The following is a 15,353-nucleotide window of genomic DNA, read 5'->3' as shown; positions in this document are numbered from 1 at the left end:
TGTACTCGACAGAGATTACTTGGCTAGCCAAGACTCTACAGTCGCTGCGCCGTGCTCACTTTTCCACTGTTTCAAGCCTCTGTGGTTACCACCTTTCGTTTCGATGGTTTCACCTGTGTGCGGGTTCTTGTAAACCTTCACCTTGCGGGCTTTGCGTGTGCCGGGTTTTAGCTCAGAAACTGGAGCGCGACGACTAGCATCTGGATCAAGTAGGTTGACTACGTCTTTGAGGCTGTAGCCATATTTTTCAAGCAAATCGCGCAGCTTCGTTTCAAATTCTATTTCTTGCTTGAAGCCAGCATCGCCCTTGAGAGCTTCGAGCGCCTGGAGTTGTTCAGCAAGGTGTTTTTCGAGTTGGCGGAATTCTGCGAGTTTGGACATGGGAGTTTCCTGAGTAATTAATATTGTCACGTTACGAGAGAATAGACACTCGCAGGAAGGAGAAGACTCAACTCTTAGACCCTATAAAATGCTGGGTGTCCTTCGCTTACGATTGAATCAACGCGGTATCCGTAGGCGCGTAAGCAAAAGCTGGGGGAGGCAACAAATTGGGCTCCCTTTCTGTCACGTTACAGCTTGAAACGCGAAACGACAGTACGCAGTTCCACAGCCAGCAGCGAGAGTTCTTCCGCAGTCACAGCGTTGTCCTCTATCCCCTCCATCAATGCAAGGCTACCGTTACGAATCTCGGTCACATTGCGATTTATATCCTCCGAGACGGCGTGTTGCTGAACCGCCGCGCTGGCTATCTGGGTGTTCATTCCTACGATTTGCTCAACGCCGTCATTGATTGCATCTAGGCTGGTCGAGGCCTGATCAGCGGACTCGATGCACTCCTGCGCGCGCAGTTTTCCCGCTTTCATTTGCTCGACGGCGTCGCCTGTTGCCAGTTGCAGCTCTTGGATAATCCGGCGTATCTCTTCAGTGGAGTTTTGTGTGCGCGAGGCCAGCGTTCTGACCTCGTCGGCTACAACCGCGAATCCTCGACCCTGCTCACCTGCGCGGGCCGCCTCAATGGCCGCGTTCAACGCCAGCAAGTTCGTTTGATCAGCAATGTTACGGATCACCTCAATAACACCGCCGATCTGCTGGCTATGTTGCGCAAGCGCCGAAACCTTTTGCGCACAGCGTTCCACCTCATCGGCCAAGGCTTCAATAGTCATGCGGGTTTCCTGCATCTTCGCCAGGCCGGTGTTGGAGGACTGGCTGGCTTGCTCAGCAGCGTGGGCGGCGCCCTCGGTGTTTTGTGCCACGTCCGCAACGCTGGCGGTCATCTCGTTGATAGCCGTAGCGACTTGTTCGGTTTCGCTTTGCTGGGTGCTCATCGAGCGTTTAGCCCGGTCAATCGACACCCCAATGCGCTCCGCCGCATCGGAGACCGATTGTGAACTACGTTCGACCTGCGCCAGCGAGGAGCTAAAGGCTTGCACCATATGGTTAAGGCCATTGCCCACGTCGGCCATTTCATCTTTGCCGCGCACTTGAATGCGCACGCTGAGGTCGCCCTTAGCAATGAGTTGGGTGGCGATCAAAACATCGTAGATAGTGCGACGCATGGCGCTGTAGATGCCGCTGAACACATAAACCAGCAGCAGGCCAAGAACGACAAACATGCCTAGAATGAATAGCCGTTCCGAAGTTTTTTCCTGAACTCGCCGTTCAAGCGCATTCAGCAGTGCTTCTTGCAGCGTGTCTTGCGCCTTGTACAACTCAGCCACCACCGCATTGCCTTTGGCTGGCAGATTCTGAACACCGGTGATGGTATCGCTTGGTGCGCCAATCAATACTTCAAGGTCGGCACGGAAACTGTCCAGGCTCACAAAAGCACTGGTGATCGGTGCCTGAATACTATCGGCGAGGGCAGGTTCTCTGCGGCGCAACAGGGCCAGGCTTTGTTGAAGTTCTTTGTGGATGAGTAACTCATTTTTGAGCATCGACTTGATAACGCTGCGCGCACCCGAACTCAACGTTTGTCCGTCATGCAGTCCGCTGGCAAGACCGCGCAATTGCCCGACGATGTTGATTTGCCGTGGCAGCCTCAGGGTGCTCTGGTCGATCATGAAAAGCGATGCGTAATCTTCATCCAACACCATGCCCGACGTGGCCGATACGTAGTACACGAAGTTCAATGTCTCGGTGAGTTGATCGTTCCAGTTGTCGAACATCTCGCTTTGGTTGGCATCGGCCTTTGCCTGCTCAATCAAACGCTGTGCCGCCGTGTGCAGACGCTGCACGCGATCACCGGTTTCCAGCTGCGTGTTGAATTGCCTGTCGGTGGCGGCCAGTTTCGAAAACGCGTCCTCCAGCTTCGTCTGGTTGGCCGATAGATCGGCTTGAGCGGTTCTGTCACCGCTGAGAAATCGGTTCGTCAGCGCGCGTTGCAACATTGATAAGCGCAGTACAGGTGTGACATCCAAAAGATAGCGCTGGCCCAATTGTTCCGAGCGAATAACCTCAAGGCTCTCGTTTATCTGATGGATGACGCGCGTACCGAGTAGAACCAGAGGGATGAAGACAATGATTGCGAGCACACCAAATTTCGCGGGGAAGCGTAATCGATTAGCTAGGCTTACGGCAGGAGCAAGGATATTCATAGAGTTCTCACAGCCCGGAATGGGACGGTTTGTAGTTGGTTTTTTGTTGAGAACGCTCCATTTTCTCGAATGCCGGGCTCTGTCTGGCTCATTCGGCTAATCACGTTTTATGTAATTAAACGTTTCAGTCATCCTGTCGGCATTCAGATTGATAACTTTATGAAAAGTTGTACATATATTTATTTTTGTACAAGTTTGGAACGCCTTGAGAGCGGTGATGTCGCCGAGCCATCACTGCTTCAATAGAGCTTTGTAGGGGCAAGCGCTGCGGTAGCTAACGTAGTGAACCTCTGCAGGATGACATTTGCCCACACCGATCTGCCAACAGCCAGGCCAGGTATTCGTCCTTAGGAGATACCGACGACGACCATTTGCTGGCTGCTGCGAGCGCTATTTTCGACGTACTGCTCGCCGGGTTTGTGAAAGAGGAACAACCCAATGAGTAAGATATTGGCACCAATGGCTGGAGAAGAGCTGTCGAGACCGGAAGCGATCAGCCTGCGTGAGGCGTTCTTGTTCTGGTTGAAGCTCGGCTTCATCAGCTTTGGCGGGCCTGCGGGCCAGATCTCGATCATGCACCAGGAGTTGGTGGAGCGACGGCGTTGGATTTCCGAACGCAGATTTCTGCATGCCCTCAATTACTGCATGTTGTTGCCTGGGCCAGAGGCGCAGCAACTGGCGACCTATATTGGCTGGCTGATGCATCGAACCTGGGGAGGCATCATCGCCGGTGTGCTTTTTGTGCTGCCCTCACTGTTCATTCTGATCGCGCTGTCGTGGATGTACATCGCGTTCGGTGAAGTACCCGTGGTAGCCGGACTCTTCTATGGAATTAAGCCTGCCGTGACGGCCATAGTGTTACAAGCGGCGCATAGGATCGGCTCTCGGGCACTGAAGAACAATTGGCTGTGGGCGATAGCGGCTGCGTCATTTGCCGCGATTTTTGCATTCAATGTTCCTTTCCCGCTGATAGTCTTGGGGCAGCGTTAATCGGCTATTTTGGAGGGCGTTTGGCCCCCGAGAAATTCAGAGCCGGGGGGCATAGCGCCGCCAAAAAAAACTTCGGCCCAGCATTGATCGATGACGACACTCCGTCCCCGGAACATGCACGGTTCAGTTGGTTGAAACTGGCATCACTCGCACTTATCGGCGCCGTGTTATGGGCTTTACCAATGAGGATTTTGACCGCGCTCTTTGGCCGGGAAGGAACCCTAACCCAAATGAGCTGGTTCTTTACCAAAGCGGCGTTACTGACCTTTGGTGGGGCCTACGCTGTGTTGCCTTATGTCTACCAAGGCGCGGTCGGTCACCATGGCTGGCTGACCCCGACACAAATGATTGATGGCCTGGCGCTGGGTGAGACCACGCCAGAGCCACTGATCATGGTGGTGGCTTTCGTGGGCTTTGTTGGGGCCTATGTATTCCAAGTGTTCGGGGCTGATCAGGTATTTCTGGTCGGAGCCATCGCCGCATCCCTGGTGACCTGGTTTACCTTCCTGCCTTCGTTTTTTTTCATCCTCGCGGGCGGCCCGCTGGTGGAGTCGACTCACAACGAACTGAAGTTCACTGCGCCGCTGACTACCATCACTGCCGCCGTCGTTGGAGTGATCCTAAATCTGGCGTGTTTCTTTGGCTATCACGTGCTTTGGCCGAAAGGCTTCAGCGGCAACCTCGACTGGCCATCCGCACTGATCGCGATTGCTGCCGCAATTGCCTTATTCCGTTTTAAACGGGGCGTCATTCAGGTGCTGATGGCCTGCGCGCTATTCGGCTTGGCAGTACATTTTCTGCGCTAGAAAGTACGAACCGGTTAACGATCTTGGGCGGGCATAGAGCTCGCAAGACCACCCTACTGGCCTCCTCACTGTATAGAGACCAGCTCGAAACGAAGCCCAGCCTTGCGCTGGGCTTTTGCCGTTTAGTGGCAGTGGTAGTCGTTGGTTTTATGGTTGCAATGGCAACCTTTTGAATCAGTATCACCGCTGGTGACCGTTGTCACGCCTTCGGAATACGTCGTTAACCCAACTAATGGGCATTTTGATAAATAGTGAGCTTCCTTTCAAAAACTGCATGACCTGCGCGCCCCCATCGCATGGCGCAAGAAATGGGAGCGATATTGAGAAGAGGTGTTGTATTGCTCAAAGCGCTTTAGGAGGGCAGACACATCGTCTGAAAGAAGATGACCTCTATGAAACTAAATATTCAGTCGTTCACACTCGCGCTCAGCTTCAACTCTGGTCAAGTAGTTTGTTTTCAAACGCATTTTATCTTCATTGTCGTAGATGTTAAATCCTAAAGCCGAAATCTTAGCGATAGCACGCTTTGCGGTGCGTAAGGATCCTGTCTCGGTCGGTACCGCAGGGACAGCGACAAATCTGAAATTATTCATAGATCCCTCTTGAAGGAAATACACACAAGTGACCTTAGCTTAGTACAACAAAAAATTCACTCGAGTCTCATCTACGGAAAGCACAGTCAACGATCAGAATTGATCTCGCTCTAAAACCATCCTTGGCTGCTTTTCCTGTACTTCACGGCCAGGTCGACCATAGACTCGATGTGACTATACTCTTTCAAGGTCGGGAACGGTGAGTCTGGATAGGCCTCCAGCGGCGCTTTCAAACCGAAAGTTACTTGACCACAGCGCACGCGTTAACGTCCCACAGCGGTCATCCAGTGCAAGTGACTATACGTCAGCTTTCTTCAGTCCTTTCAATCGCACATTCGCCCTTTGTACAGCGGCCATTTTTTCAGGCCGTTTCATGCGTTTCCACTTTCTAATGTCTTCCTTGCTGCGCCCGCAACTCACACAGAGATCACCACTCAGCTGGCAAGTCGAGATGCAGGGGTTTTCAATTTCTTTAGCCATTGTCAGTCCCCTTTGGTCGCGCCTAATTGAGCCAGACGATTTTTCCACGTAGCCAGAATTCACAGTGGCACACATGCTTCCCGATACACGTTGGAGCAGCCATCCTAGTAAATTCGTCGAGCTGATTACCGCCCCCTTTGAGATTTCTATGAACTCTGAACTAACTGAAGAAGAAATGCGTCGTGCCCTATTCGGTACGCCTCAGCCCGAAGACCAGGTGTCTGCGCCTCAAGTACAGGAGCATGCGTCAGAGTTAGTGCCTAAAAAACCAGCAGTAGCTCCCCAAGTGAAGAAGAAAGCGGCAAAAGCTTTTACTCCTAGACTGAGAGTCACGCTACGCGTTGGAAACGAGTTTGAGGGGAAAATGATCGAGTTGATTCACGAGGCTGATACGTTGAGCACGTTGCTTGCTGAACAGGAGGCTGTGAAGGCTGCCAAGAAAAAGTACAAGTACGTGGACGTGGTATCGGTTAAATCGATGTAAACGACGCAACTGGGCTCATGAGGTAGAAAATCGTGCACTTAGGAAGATCTCTTATCGCTCACACTCAAGCCCCTATACTCTCTGCTCTATCTGCATCAACTCGGTGGCATTTTCGACGAACAGCCCGTCACTTGGGGGTAAGTCTGGCAAACCAGCATAATTTTATTTTTGGGCTCAAAGCCATGATCAATCATGCAACGCTGCACTTCAGCAGTGCGCCCGATGCTTGCGACATCTACATTTGACCCTAGTGGTTTTGCATAGCCGCACGCATACATTACCGGCAAGGCTTCACTATCATTGACTACCTTGAATTCGAAATGGCGTGATGCTCCCGCTTTACGCCATGAGACCTGCATACGTTCATCCCGACCAGAATTAGGCTTGATTGGGTGAAATGCTTCATCCTCTACAAACGGCAACGCTTCGAGCTGCGACAAACTGAGCGGACGACCCTGCCTTTCTTCGACGCAGGCTGGCATATTCTCCATTATTTCACAGTATTCAAAGCCGTCTTTACGGGTAAAGCCGAGGCGCTGCATACACTGAAAGTGAATTATCTGTTCGTTTATTGGGAAATGGTTTTGTGGCCCTGCCATAGGGTCGCCACATTCTGCCATTGCGGCTCTTACACCATCTACAGAGGTCGAAGTACGCTGCCATCGGGTGAATTCCGGTGATGGGGGGCAGCCGGTGAGTAAAAGTACCGATGAGATCAGGACTGGGATGGTAATGATCTGAGATTTGCTGAACATATTTTGTCCTTAATTTATGTCAGGCCACGACAATGGTGTCCAAATCTTTGTTTCCTGGGCTCGATCAGTCACCTTCTGATCGTACATGCCAGGACAACGTTGAATGCCCCCCAAGGGCTCAAGCGAGTAAGCTGCCCGGCCATCCGACAACTACTCAGGAAGAGGTCAAGTGTGTTCGATCATCCGGTCTGTCCCGAAATCGCCGAATGGTTCTCTCGATTCGACATAGCTGAGGTGTCATACAGCGTCTGCTCTATCGATCTGATGACTGAACCACCTGAGCATTGGGTTTTCAAGCGCAACAAATTGCGGCCTGACAGCCTTAAGCTCGATCTGTGTATCCCATCCAGTGGTAACTGGCGCGTCGACCTGTCACGTCATGACGATCTATTCAATGTCCAGTGGCGCCCGAATGATGATCTGCGTATTGAGTCTCAGCAGCTACGCTACCATAAGCTCGTCAGGTGGCCACGCATGCAGAGGCTTATGGACTTTCCACTGCTGGCAGAGCAGTTGGAACAGTGTCTCGAGATTCAATTCCTTCGCCATGTCGATTTGGGCGCACGCTTACTGAAGCCCAATGAGCTAGCACGCAATGCAAAAATCCAGCAGTGGTTGGCGCCCTGCGCTGATACCTTTGGCTGGGACAGGAGAATGCAGTCGGAATAATGCTGCGGGTTGGGCTTCCCTCGTTCTCCTGCGGGTATACCCTCCCCTACGAAAAGCATCTTAGCTGTTCACTCCAAGTCACTGCAGCACTCGTGGGGTTAGGTGATGCTGCCCTTGTGAAAGACGCAGGAATTTGCGAAGGCTGGCACGTCCGTTTTCACGCTGGAACGTGGTGAGCACGTACCTGGAGTTCTCCGTTGTCATTACCCAGAACCGCCCCTCACGTTCAATTTTCAGAACGTCAGAAGTCCGAATCAGATGGCCGTCAGCAAACCGACCATACTGGTCTTTCCGCTTGTGGCCAAAAACTACGCCGATACCTGCCCGTGACCTGATGGAAACACCGCAGAGGTACGCGGTCACTGGCACATCAAAGCCTTGCTCCTGGGCTTTAATGATTCGTTTGAGATCGAAATCTGTATGGCGTTTTCCGTGGAAATTTACATCTATGGTGTCGAGCATCACTGCGCTCCGGTTGCGATCTGTAGGGAGTTATCAAGAATTGCACACGCAACCAGGAGCGCTGGTATCGTGGGTGATTACTGGTAAATTTCAGGCTGATCGAATCATGCTTGAGAGAAAGACGGGCCTCAGGTTAGCCAGCGCCTCAATCTTGAAGTCTCGCTGGTGTGAGGTGTGATACACAGCTCCCTTAGCCACTTCCAGCAAGCAAACCTCAGAACCAGACCCGTCCTCCCCAACGGACACTTTGGTTAACCGCTCCATCTGCCAGCTCCCGGACTTATTCATCCAAGATGGCGTCACAGCCATAATCTCGGTAATAACTAAATCCGCACCTTGGCTTACCAACATTTTTTGAAGCTGATGGGTGTCGTCAATCATCATCGCGCACTCGCTGAACCGACCCTCGTTTTCGACGCTAAGGGTTAAGTGGTACCAAGCCGTTCGGAGCAGCCTTGAGACTCCGCGCCAATGGGACACGCCCTCCCCGAACATTCCTGGGACGCCTATCAGGTCGCTGTCTAAGGTTCTGAACATGTGTCGCCTCAAGCTGCTGGAGCACGTCAGTTGCCCAGCAGAACCGGTTGGTAATCAGAAAAGGGAAAATATCGCTTCGATAGAAGCAGACTTACGATGGCCTGGGCCAAGCAAGACGTAGACCGTGTTGCGTGTTTCGAATAGGTAGCCTTCTTTGAAAGCGGTGCCCATGCTTGAGCGCACCCAATGGCCTGGTTCGAAACGCCGCTGCTCGTCGTGCACAACTTTGTGGGCAAAAAGAAAGATTGGCTGGAAGCCTGCGGCGGTAACTTTCGCTCGCTCTTCGTCGGTGACGATGGCGTCTAGGATGATCCATTCCTCGACGGCGCAGAGGGGCATCCATTTGTAGCGCTTTCTGGCTGCAGACATCGCGTCTTCGAGGCTAAGTTCTGAGCCAACTAGAGAGGCTCCCGGGTCTCCCAAAAGGCCCGCATCGATCACTCTAACCATGTGCTGCCTCCGAAATCATTTACGAGTAGTACGCCTGCTCACCAGAGGCTTGCTGGAAAGTCCGCGCGCTGGTCTTCACGGGCAGCAAAACGCTCTCACCTAATTTCCATAAATTGCCAAAACGAGCTTACGGAAGCTTCGCTATGAGCCGTCTTGATCGCGATATGCGCAATACTACCTCATTTTGGTATTTAACGGAAACCCTCCTGTGTGGCTATATCCTGACTTTTGAGTGAGCCATGCAGCTTAGAATCGCACTCGCAGGCGCCATCCGAGCACTGCGTAAGCAGCGTCAACTTCGGCACGAAGACCTTTCTGACGCCTCCGTGAAATCTAAACTCAGCGCCCTCGAGCGAGGCGAAACAAGCATTACTCTTGAGAAGTTCGAGAGCCTTGCTGAGGGCCTTCGAATAAACCCTCTGGCCCTCCTAGCTCTATGTATGTCCCAACAGCAAGACACCCCTTACCCTGTCCTCATGGATGCTGCCCTGAAGCAGCTGCAAGCGTTTGAGAAAGAAGGAGGTCTTGGAATTCTTGCTGAACAGCTCACTGATGGAGGGGTTGCCCCCCGTAAGCCTGGAAAGCCTCAGAACAAGGGAAGCGAAAGCGTCGTTCGCGAGCTTAAGACTGCTGGAATGAATCAATCGCAGATTGCGCGGGAGACGGGGCTGGCTCTATCGACTGTGCATCGATATTGGAAGAGGATTAACGCTACCGAATCTAGAGCTGATTGTTAGAGGACAATGCTGGATTGACGCACGTGCTCTCAAAGGGCTCGGGGCCGTGCGTTGAGATTGAGCTTGGCTTACACGACAACGCGAGGCCGAGCGGAAAGATCGGTTTGCCGCCAAGTGGCTTCGATCACTGGATAACCTTATTTCCGGCTTAATCCATAGCCCCCTGCGCACGAGAACCTCCATAAGCGATGGTGCCAGATCCTGATTCAGAATTTACACAAATGCGACATTAATGTCTTTTTTTCGACATTATGAAATCTCTGCCCTTGAATTCGTTTTTCAAAACCGGAGATCTATATTTTGAACTCAAAAGAAAAGCAGGGTTGCCTGCAACGGCACATTTTTCATTTTGGAAATGAGGCTGGTTCGCTGGCCGCTGTTTTTATCTGACCCTTTTGATATGACAGCTTTTTAAGCTCACTCTCAAGCAAATACCATCGCTTATGGATGCCACTCCGCACCTTGTATCCTGCTCGTCAATTTGGGGCCGTAGGCCCGGCTCGTTGTTGCCATCAAAAACCAAGTATTTAATCCTACTTTTTTGTGGGTTATACGAGAGTTGGTGTGATAAGAGATCAAGAAAATCCAGCGAATCAGCAAGAGGTATAATTCCGTCTAACCCGCCCAGGCTTAACCGGGATTCCCTCGGCTCAATGACCTGAACATGCCGGCGATAATCCTAGCGTCGAGCAACGCGTGATGAGGCAGCTCGTCACCCTCGCTAGTCGGAGCAAGTGTCGTCGCGTCAGCGGGAAAATTGCGAACGATTCTGGGCCATCGTCCGTCCTCATATACCAGATCGCAAAAAAGCTCCCAGTCGTACTGGGGAGCATCCGTGACGATCTCGACCTCCTCTTCGAATAACGTCAGAAACCTGAGCAGCGACATCCTGGCTTCAACAATGGGCAATGCGTAGCTCCCACCCCACAACTGCGTAAGCACGATTTTCTTTACGAAATCACTGCAGTCTTCTTCTTGCCAAGTATCGAGCAATTCGACGTAGAATTCGCGCCCGTCCTCGGCCACCAATGCGAGTGATATCAGCTCCGCTGCTGCTGAGAGCTTGGTAAACTCGCAATCAAGAAAGACCCTCACCTTGTTAGAACTCCGTAATGACTAGGGCTCGCTCGAATATGGCGCAGGAGGGGCAGCTATGGGAAATGGCCCTTGAGCATCTTGGCTCAGACGGACTCCTCCAAGCGGTCATAGAAATGTGGAGCCGCGCCGCCCCTCCACCCAGACCACTGGTTGAACACCTGTCCACCAATGAGGTGAGTCAGGACGTCTTGAGCATACTGAAAATTGCCCAGCAGCGGGTAGGTGCCATCGTGCCAGGTCGAACGCCTGATGCAGGCACAGTCACGCTGCACGCTCGTCACGCTAGCAACTTAGTTGATGGAATCATTACACTGCTGCCAAAGGCACAGCTTTCGCGAGCCTTGCGAGGCTCTTGTATTGAAATCGAATTGGGGATTTGACGTCCCAGCAGGCTCCCCGAACACCGGTCAGCAACAATCCTATTAGAACTTGCCCAGCGAAATGCGTCCCTTTGAGATGTTCTATGAACTCTGAATTAACTGAAGAAGAAATGCGTCGTGCTCTATTCGGGACGCCTCAGCCCGAAGAGCATGTGTCTGCCCCTCAAGTACAGGAGCATGTGCCAGAAGTATTGCCTACAAAGCCAGCACCTCCCCAGGTGAAGAAGAAAGCGGAAAAAGCTTTTACGCCTAGGCTGAAGGTCACTCTCAGGGTTGGAAACGAATTTGAGGGAAAAATGCACGAGTTGATTCACGAGGCTGATACGTTGAGCTCGTTGCTTGCTGAGCAAGAGGCCGTGAAAGCCGCTAGGAAGAAGTACAAGTATGTGGACGTAGTCTCGGTAAAGTCGATGTAGCCACGCCCAGGTTCGCACTCCCTCCAAGGCTCTTATAAGTGGCTTCAACGCTGCGGGTATCTAAATCGTTTGACGGTCGCACCATCACACTCACGCCGCTTATGTTGCAGATGAGCTATTGCGCTCATCCCAGTCGCTAAGCTGCCGCCGGGCTAGAGGGGAGCCCGGCTTGAGATTGCTATGGGTATGCACATGGGGCACTTACTAATCAGAGGCTAGTAGTTTTTTAACTTCGGCAATGATCAAGTCGATGTTGAATGGCTTTGCCAAAACTGCATCAAACAGATCCGATCTCTCCATACCGATGTGGGCCTGAGCTCCGCTCATCAGGATTATCGGCAATTGATTCGCCGAAGGCAGCGCTCGAACGGCAGTGGCGAACTCAAGGCCGTCCATGACCGGCATCATAAAGTCAGTAATGATCAAGGCAGGCCGCTCTCTATCCAGCACCTCGAGCCCTTTCTGACCGTTGATGGCCGTCACCACCATGAACCCCTCGTCCTCCAGCGCGAAACTGAGAATATCAGCGATCAAATACTCGTCGTCGACGACCAGGATGGTGGTCATGTTAAATTCAACCCGCACAAAGGCTTAAGATTTTGAACCGGGCGATGTCTCAGTCGGGACTGAAGGTTCATGTCTTGAAGCCTTTTTCAGGAAAACATCTTGATCACGGATGACGACCTCAAAACGCGAAGGGTCGTAAGAGCTGTCTCGTACTTTAAGAATGGAAAGCGTCCTGCTTAGTTCAGAGTGATTCTCATAGAATCGCATCAGCATCAGGTTGTCGACGATGCTGGACAGGTCAGAGTTTGGTGCGCTGACTTCTGAACCAAACAGATCGCGCATTTCCCAGGATGCAAATACCGTAACGCCCCTGGATCGCAGCTCGTTCATCAGAGCTCTGAAGAAGTCAGTAATGCGCGCCGGATTTGTCGAGACTCGTGTCATACCGCGAAGTCTATCGATGAGCAGCCATAGTGAAGCCTGGCTACCAAACACAAATTCAGCGTTTACCGGCAGGTACTTTTACCAGAAAAGTGGTTCCGTGCAGTTTGTCGGAGGTCACATCTATAGAGCCGGAGTGTGCGGCAACGATTTCGGAAGCGATGTAGAGTCCCAATCCCAAGCCAGCGCTATGGCGGGCATCAAACGTAGTTTTCTGAGAAAAGCGGCCCATGGGACTGAAGATAAACGGTAAAACATGCTCTGGTATTGGTTCGCCGCGATTGTGGACGACGAATACAACGCTCCCATCAGAACTATCGAGCGATACTTTGATAGGAAATTCATGGTCGCCATGTTGCACAGCATTGCTTAGTAGGTTGGAAAAAACTTGCTCCATTCGAGCGCCATCAAACTCACCTAGAGCTGACGCTTCTGCTTTAAATATGATGTCCGCGCTTGGGTGAAAGGTGCGGATCTCTTCTACTATGCGTATGCATAGCGGCTTTAAGTCAATCTCGACCTTCTTGACAGGAATTCCAGGGCCCATTTGGCAACGTGTTAGATCCAACAAGTCGCTAACAATTCGGCTGGCTCGCTTTACGCTGGTGAATATTCCCAGTGCAACTTTAGCCTCTCGCCCCTCAAAATTTTTCGAGCGCCGCAACACGTCTGCTCCCAGTAAAATAGCTCCCAGTGGGGTACGCAAATCGTGTCCCAGAATGCCTAAAAAAACGTTACGAGAGGCTTCCACTGCACGCGAATAACTAGCGATAGACTCGGCCAGCGCTTGATCAATTGCTCCGTTGAAGCGGATCATATCGTCCACATCCAAAAACGTTCCAGCCCTCATCTGCCCCAGCCATTGACTGAGCACGCTAGCCCTCAAGGCCCGATACTCCGATACCATCTGATCCAGTGTGAAACCTACCAGTAAGCGCGTTACCGCATGGACTTCGGCAGCCGTTTCCAACTGCTCCACAGGATCATTGTCTTGGGATTGGGAAATTCGCTCTTGCGGGGGCGGGGTTGTGCGAAGGTCTAGGGCAATTGCGCGCAACATCTGTTCTGCGTGATCACGCAGACCCTTTGAGTCCAATTCTTGGCCTGGCACCTCAATGGTTCTGGCGAAGTCTTCCCAAGACTGCAGAATGGGCTCCAGGTTTTTAATTATGAAGTCTGACAAGCGCATGCCGATGATCCTGATTGTAAATTCGTAGTCGAGCTCGAAAACGGAAATGAAACAGCATGGGCAGGATTAGACCACCGATTCAGTCATTTAGCATGCGCTCTAAGTAGATGCCCAATGGCGCAGGTCACTCAGATCGAGACACTGATCAATGCTGCGCAGAAGATGATTGGCTGGGATGTGATCTTCAAGGTTGAACGAGTAAAACAGTCGCTCCTGCCCACTCGATAACTGTTCCATCATGCTATGTGATCCCCCGCCGACCAATGAAGCAATTTTGCCGCAGGTCAAACAGGGGAGCTACTTTTACAACAGAATCGGCCAAACGCGGTCATTCACTGAAGTCTACCAAATTGGCATTAGAAAGGCCCTACAGGTCAGAACTCGCTATTCAGTTCAGTCGCCCAGTAAATCGCTCCTCTGGAAGCCCCGCAGCGACTACGGCTTCGGCTTTTATCAGCGCACCATCGGAATCTGTCGGCTTATCCATCCCCACCCGGGCGCTGGTGCTGTAAAGCGTTTCATAACCGGGGCCCGCTAAAATCGGGCAAGTGGTCTGTACGCATGGGGAGTCGATCACGCGGTCAATTTTTCCGTCGGGTGCGTAACGAACCAGTCGGCTACCGCCCCATTCCGCATTCCAGAGAAAACCCTGCGCATCAATACAAGAGCCGTCTGGAGCACCCTGACCATTGACTGTAGTGAATACACGCTGGTTTTCTAGCGACGGGTAATCGCAGCAGAAAATGCATCCTTGCAGGGAGTCCGCGTAATACATGGTGGAACCGTCCGGGCTGAAACAGATGCTGTTCGGGATCGCCACTGCGGGAAGGTCTAGAGTTTCTGTCTCGAGCGCTGCCGCGTTGAGCCGATGAAATCTGCCTATGGTTTGCACCTGCTCACCGGCGTCCATTGTGCTGAATACAAAGTTGCCCATACGATCGCAGCGGCCATCATTGATCCGGGTTGCGGCCACTCCAGGCGTGGCCGTAATTTTAGTGAAATGACAGGTAATCAGGTTGTAGTAGCCCAGGCAGGATGCCAGCCCCATCAGCAATACGTCTTCATCTGCCGTGAGGGCAAATGACCCCAATGGCTCCGGCTGTGGCCAGCGTTGCACTTCGTCGTTTACGGGATCCAGAGCAAGCAACTCGCAGGCCGGGATGTCAGTCCAGAACAGACGCTCCGTTCTTTCACACCAGACAGGGCACTCGCCAAGAAGGCTGGTGGTGTTGGTTAGGGTTTTAAACATGGTGGCGTCCTACGAAAAAGGATGGGGTAAACAAGGCAGTCAGTTGGAGAAAAGCGCTGACCACCTGTCACCGAACAGGGCGATGACCAGGCCTGTGAGCATCACCATCGACCCGGCCAACTTGACGAGAGATACCGGCCTTTCCGATGCCCCCATCAATCCGAAATGATCGATAACCAGTGACGAAATAATCTGCCCTGCGATAGCGAGGCCCAGCAGGGCTGATAGACCGATTTTTGGCGCAAGCACCACATAACTAAGCAAGGCACCGGCACCCAGCAGACCGCCCAGCAGGCTCCACCAGGGCTGGGCAGGTATAGCCGCCAGTGAGGCCACTATCCCGCCACGCATCAATGAAAATACGCCCAGGCATACCGCTCCGGCAGTAAATGAGAACAGCGCCGCCGCTACGGAATCTCCACCCACACCTGTAGCGAGTTGCCCATTCAGCGTGGTCTGCAGGGTTATGCCAAGTCCCGCGAAGACGGCCAGCAGGTAGTAAGCTGCGTTCATTTC

17 protein-coding genes and 3 pseudogenes are annotated in these 15,353 nt (G+C 52.3%); 5 read left to right on the top strand and 15 right to left on the bottom strand.

The window, feature by feature from the left end; all coding sequences use genetic code 11:
- Window positions 1–15: 15 nt before the first annotated feature.
- The 3 genes and pseudogenes from G9Q84_RS08755 to G9Q84_RS29770 all read right to left on the bottom strand — a co-directional run.
- The gene (locus G9Q84_RS08755) at window positions 16–381 is read right to left on the bottom strand and encodes a histone-like nucleoid-structuring protein, MvaT/MvaU family (protein ID WP_181643162.1); all 366 of its coding nucleotides are present in this window, start codon (window positions 379–381) and stop codon (window positions 16–18) included.
- A 188-nt stretch (window positions 382–569) separates the two neighbouring features.
- On the bottom strand, window positions 570–1,274 hold the full coding sequence (locus G9Q84_RS29775) for a methyl-accepting chemotaxis protein (protein WP_420875415.1): 705 nt from the start codon (window positions 1,272–1,274) through the stop codon (window positions 570–572).
- 159 nt (window positions 1,275–1,433) lie between these two features.
- A pseudogene (locus tag G9Q84_RS29770) lies at window positions 1,434–1,556 on the bottom strand (HAMP domain-containing protein); the annotation flags it as partial.
- Between the two features lie 1,476 nt (window positions 1,557–3,032).
- On the opposite strand from G9Q84_RS29770, the pseudogene chrA reads away from it, so the two are divergent.
- Window positions 3,033–4,390: pseudogene (gene chrA, locus G9Q84_RS08745) on the top strand (chromate efflux transporter).
- Between the two features lie 398 nt (window positions 4,391–4,788).
- On the opposite strand, the gene G9Q84_RS08740 reads toward chrA, so the two are convergent.
- Together G9Q84_RS08740 and G9Q84_RS08735 are read right to left on the bottom strand one after the other, a co-directional pair.
- Window positions 4,789–4,983, bottom strand: coding sequence for a hypothetical protein (locus tag G9Q84_RS08740; RefSeq protein ID WP_181643160.1), 195 nt, complete (start codon window positions 4,981–4,983; stop codon window positions 4,789–4,791).
- 297 nt (window positions 4,984–5,280) lie between these two features.
- Window positions 5,281–5,463, bottom strand: a complete 183-nt coding sequence (locus G9Q84_RS08735) for a DUF1289 domain-containing protein (RefSeq protein ID WP_181643159.1) — start codon at window positions 5,461–5,463, stop codon at window positions 5,281–5,283.
- Window positions 5,464–5,611: 148 nt separating this feature from the next.
- On the opposite strand from G9Q84_RS08735, the gene G9Q84_RS08730 reads away from it, so the two are divergent.
- Window positions 5,612–5,947 carry a hypothetical protein gene (locus G9Q84_RS08730; protein ID WP_181643203.1) on the top strand — a complete coding sequence of 112 codons (336 nt, stop codon included), beginning with the start codon at window positions 5,612–5,614 and terminating at the stop codon, window positions 5,945–5,947.
- 95 nt (window positions 5,948–6,042) lie between these two features.
- Here G9Q84_RS08730 and G9Q84_RS08725 read toward each other — a convergent pair whose 3' ends face one another.
- Window positions 6,043–6,702: a hypothetical protein gene (locus G9Q84_RS08725; RefSeq protein WP_181643158.1), complete on the bottom strand. Its 660-nt coding sequence runs from the start codon at window positions 6,700–6,702 to the stop codon at window positions 6,043–6,045.
- A gap of 171 nt (window positions 6,703–6,873) precedes the next feature.
- Here G9Q84_RS08725 and G9Q84_RS08720 point away from each other — a divergent pair, with 171 nt between their 5' ends.
- A complete protein-coding gene (locus G9Q84_RS08720; protein ID WP_181643157.1) occupies window positions 6,874–7,371 on the top strand; it encodes a hypothetical protein in 498 nt (165 codons plus the stop codon).
- A gap of 78 nt (window positions 7,372–7,449) precedes the next feature.
- Here the strand turns inward: G9Q84_RS08720 and G9Q84_RS08715 are convergent, their stop codons facing one another.
- The 3 genes from G9Q84_RS08715 to G9Q84_RS08705 form a co-directional block, all read right to left on the bottom strand.
- The gene (locus G9Q84_RS08715; RefSeq protein ID WP_110625214.1) at window positions 7,450–7,833 is read right to left on the bottom strand and encodes a hypothetical protein; all 384 of its coding nucleotides are present in this window, start codon (window positions 7,831–7,833) and stop codon (window positions 7,450–7,452) included.
- A gap of 90 nt (window positions 7,834–7,923) precedes the next feature.
- The gene (locus G9Q84_RS08710; RefSeq protein ID WP_242461405.1) at window positions 7,924–8,217 is read right to left on the bottom strand and encodes a hypothetical protein; all 294 of its coding nucleotides are present in this window, start codon (window positions 8,215–8,217) and stop codon (window positions 7,924–7,926) included.
- Window positions 8,218–8,424: 207 nt separating this feature from the next.
- Window positions 8,425–8,820, bottom strand: coding sequence for a DUF6957 family protein (locus G9Q84_RS08705; protein WP_181643155.1), 396 nt, complete (start codon window positions 8,818–8,820; stop codon window positions 8,425–8,427).
- Window positions 8,821–9,059: 239 nt separating this feature from the next.
- Between G9Q84_RS08705 and G9Q84_RS29765 the strand changes: the two genes are divergently transcribed.
- On the top strand, window positions 9,060–9,557 hold the full coding sequence (locus tag G9Q84_RS29765; protein ID WP_181643154.1) for a helix-turn-helix domain-containing protein: 498 nt from the start codon (window positions 9,060–9,062) through the stop codon (window positions 9,555–9,557).
- 630 nt (window positions 9,558–10,187) lie between these two features.
- Here G9Q84_RS29765 and G9Q84_RS08695 read toward each other — a convergent pair.
- Window positions 10,188–10,652: a 3'-5' exonuclease family protein gene (locus tag G9Q84_RS08695; protein ID WP_181643153.1), complete on the bottom strand. Its 465-nt coding sequence runs from the start codon at window positions 10,650–10,652 to the stop codon at window positions 10,188–10,190.
- Window positions 10,653–11,118: 466 nt separating this feature from the next.
- On the opposite strand from G9Q84_RS08695, the gene G9Q84_RS08690 reads away from it, so the two are divergent.
- A complete protein-coding gene (locus G9Q84_RS08690; protein ID WP_181643152.1) occupies window positions 11,119–11,451 on the top strand; it encodes a hypothetical protein in 333 nt (110 codons plus the stop codon).
- Window positions 11,452–11,655: 204 nt separating this feature from the next.
- Here the strand turns inward: G9Q84_RS08690 and G9Q84_RS08685 are convergent, their stop codons facing one another.
- The 5 genes and pseudogenes from G9Q84_RS08685 to G9Q84_RS08665 form a co-directional block, all read right to left on the bottom strand.
- Complete coding sequence (locus tag G9Q84_RS08685; protein ID WP_181643151.1) at window positions 11,656–12,018, bottom strand: response regulator; 363 nt, start codon at window positions 12,016–12,018, stop codon at window positions 11,656–11,658.
- A 24-nt stretch (window positions 12,019–12,042) separates the two neighbouring features.
- A pseudogene (locus G9Q84_RS08680) lies at window positions 12,043–12,426 on the bottom strand (ATPase domain-containing protein); the annotation flags it as partial.
- A 31-nt stretch (window positions 12,427–12,457) separates the two neighbouring features.
- Window positions 12,458–13,588 carry a sensor histidine kinase gene (locus G9Q84_RS08675; RefSeq protein ID WP_181643150.1) on the bottom strand — a complete coding sequence of 377 codons (1,131 nt, stop codon included), beginning with the start codon at window positions 13,586–13,588 and terminating at the stop codon, window positions 12,458–12,460.
- Window positions 13,589–13,976: 388 nt separating this feature from the next.
- Window positions 13,977–14,837, bottom strand: coding sequence for an SMP-30/gluconolactonase/LRE family protein (locus G9Q84_RS08670; RefSeq protein ID WP_181643149.1), 861 nt, complete (start codon window positions 14,835–14,837; stop codon window positions 13,977–13,979).
- 39 nt (window positions 14,838–14,876) lie between these two features.
- Window positions 14,877–15,350 carry a DMT family transporter gene (locus G9Q84_RS08665; protein ID WP_181643148.1) on the bottom strand — a complete coding sequence of 158 codons (474 nt, stop codon included), beginning with the start codon at window positions 15,348–15,350 and terminating at the stop codon, window positions 14,877–14,879.
- Between the last annotated feature and the right edge of the window lie 3 nt (window positions 15,351–15,353).

Origin of the sequence: Pseudomonas sivasensis, assembly GCF_013778505.1 — a bacterium.
Lineage (GTDB): Bacteria > Pseudomonadota > Gammaproteobacteria > Pseudomonadales > Pseudomonadaceae > Aquipseudomonas > Aquipseudomonas sivasensis.
This window is presented reverse-complemented; position numbering and strand designations above follow the sequence as displayed.

Bases quoted from the DNA above. Each gene is read 5' to 3' on its own strand.
- G9Q84_RS08755 (WP_181643162.1), bottom strand. From the start codon at position 381: ATGTCCAAACTCGCAGAATTCCGCCAACTCGAAAAACACCTTGCTGAA.
- G9Q84_RS29775 (WP_420875415.1), bottom strand. From the start codon at position 1,274: ATGACCGCCAGCGTTGCGGACGTGGCACAAAACACCGAGGGCGCCGCC.
- G9Q84_RS08740 (WP_181643160.1), bottom strand. From the start codon at position 4,983: ATGAATAATTTCAGATTTGTCGCTGTCCCTGCGGTACCGACCGAGACA.
- G9Q84_RS08735 (WP_181643159.1), bottom strand. From the start codon at position 5,463: ATGGCTAAAGAAATTGAAAACCCCTGCATCTCGACTTGCCAGCTGAGT.
- G9Q84_RS08730 (WP_181643203.1), top strand. From the start codon at position 5,612: ATGAACTCTGAACTAACTGAAGAAGAAATGCGTCGTGCCCTATTCGGT.
- G9Q84_RS08725 (WP_181643158.1), bottom strand. From the start codon at position 6,702: ATGTTCAGCAAATCTCAGATCATTACCATCCCAGTCCTGATCTCATCG.
- G9Q84_RS08715 (WP_110625214.1), bottom strand. From the start codon at position 7,833: ATGCTCGACACCATAGATGTAAATTTCCACGGAAAACGCCATACAGAT.
- G9Q84_RS08710 (WP_242461405.1), bottom strand. From the start codon at position 8,217: ATGATGATTGACGACACCCATCAGCTTCAAAAAATGTTGGTAAGCCAA.
- G9Q84_RS08705 (WP_181643155.1), bottom strand. From the start codon at position 8,820: ATGGTTAGAGTGATCGATGCGGGCCTTTTGGGAGACCCGGGAGCCTCT.
- G9Q84_RS29765 (WP_181643154.1), top strand. From the start codon at position 9,060: ATGCAGCTTAGAATCGCACTCGCAGGCGCCATCCGAGCACTGCGTAAG.
- G9Q84_RS08690 (WP_181643152.1), top strand. From the start codon at position 11,119: ATGAACTCTGAATTAACTGAAGAAGAAATGCGTCGTGCTCTATTCGGG.
- G9Q84_RS08685 (WP_181643151.1), bottom strand. From the start codon at position 12,018: ATGACCACCATCCTGGTCGTCGACGACGAGTATTTGATCGCTGATATT.
- G9Q84_RS08675 (WP_181643150.1), bottom strand. From the start codon at position 13,588: ATGCGCTTGTCAGACTTCATAATTAAAAACCTGGAGCCCATTCTGCAG.
- G9Q84_RS08670 (WP_181643149.1), bottom strand. From the start codon at position 14,837: ATGTTTAAAACCCTAACCAACACCACCAGCCTTCTTGGCGAGTGCCCT.
- G9Q84_RS08665 (WP_181643148.1), bottom strand. From the start codon at position 15,350: ATGAACGCAGCTTACTACCTGCTGGCCGTCTTCGCGGGACTTGGCATA.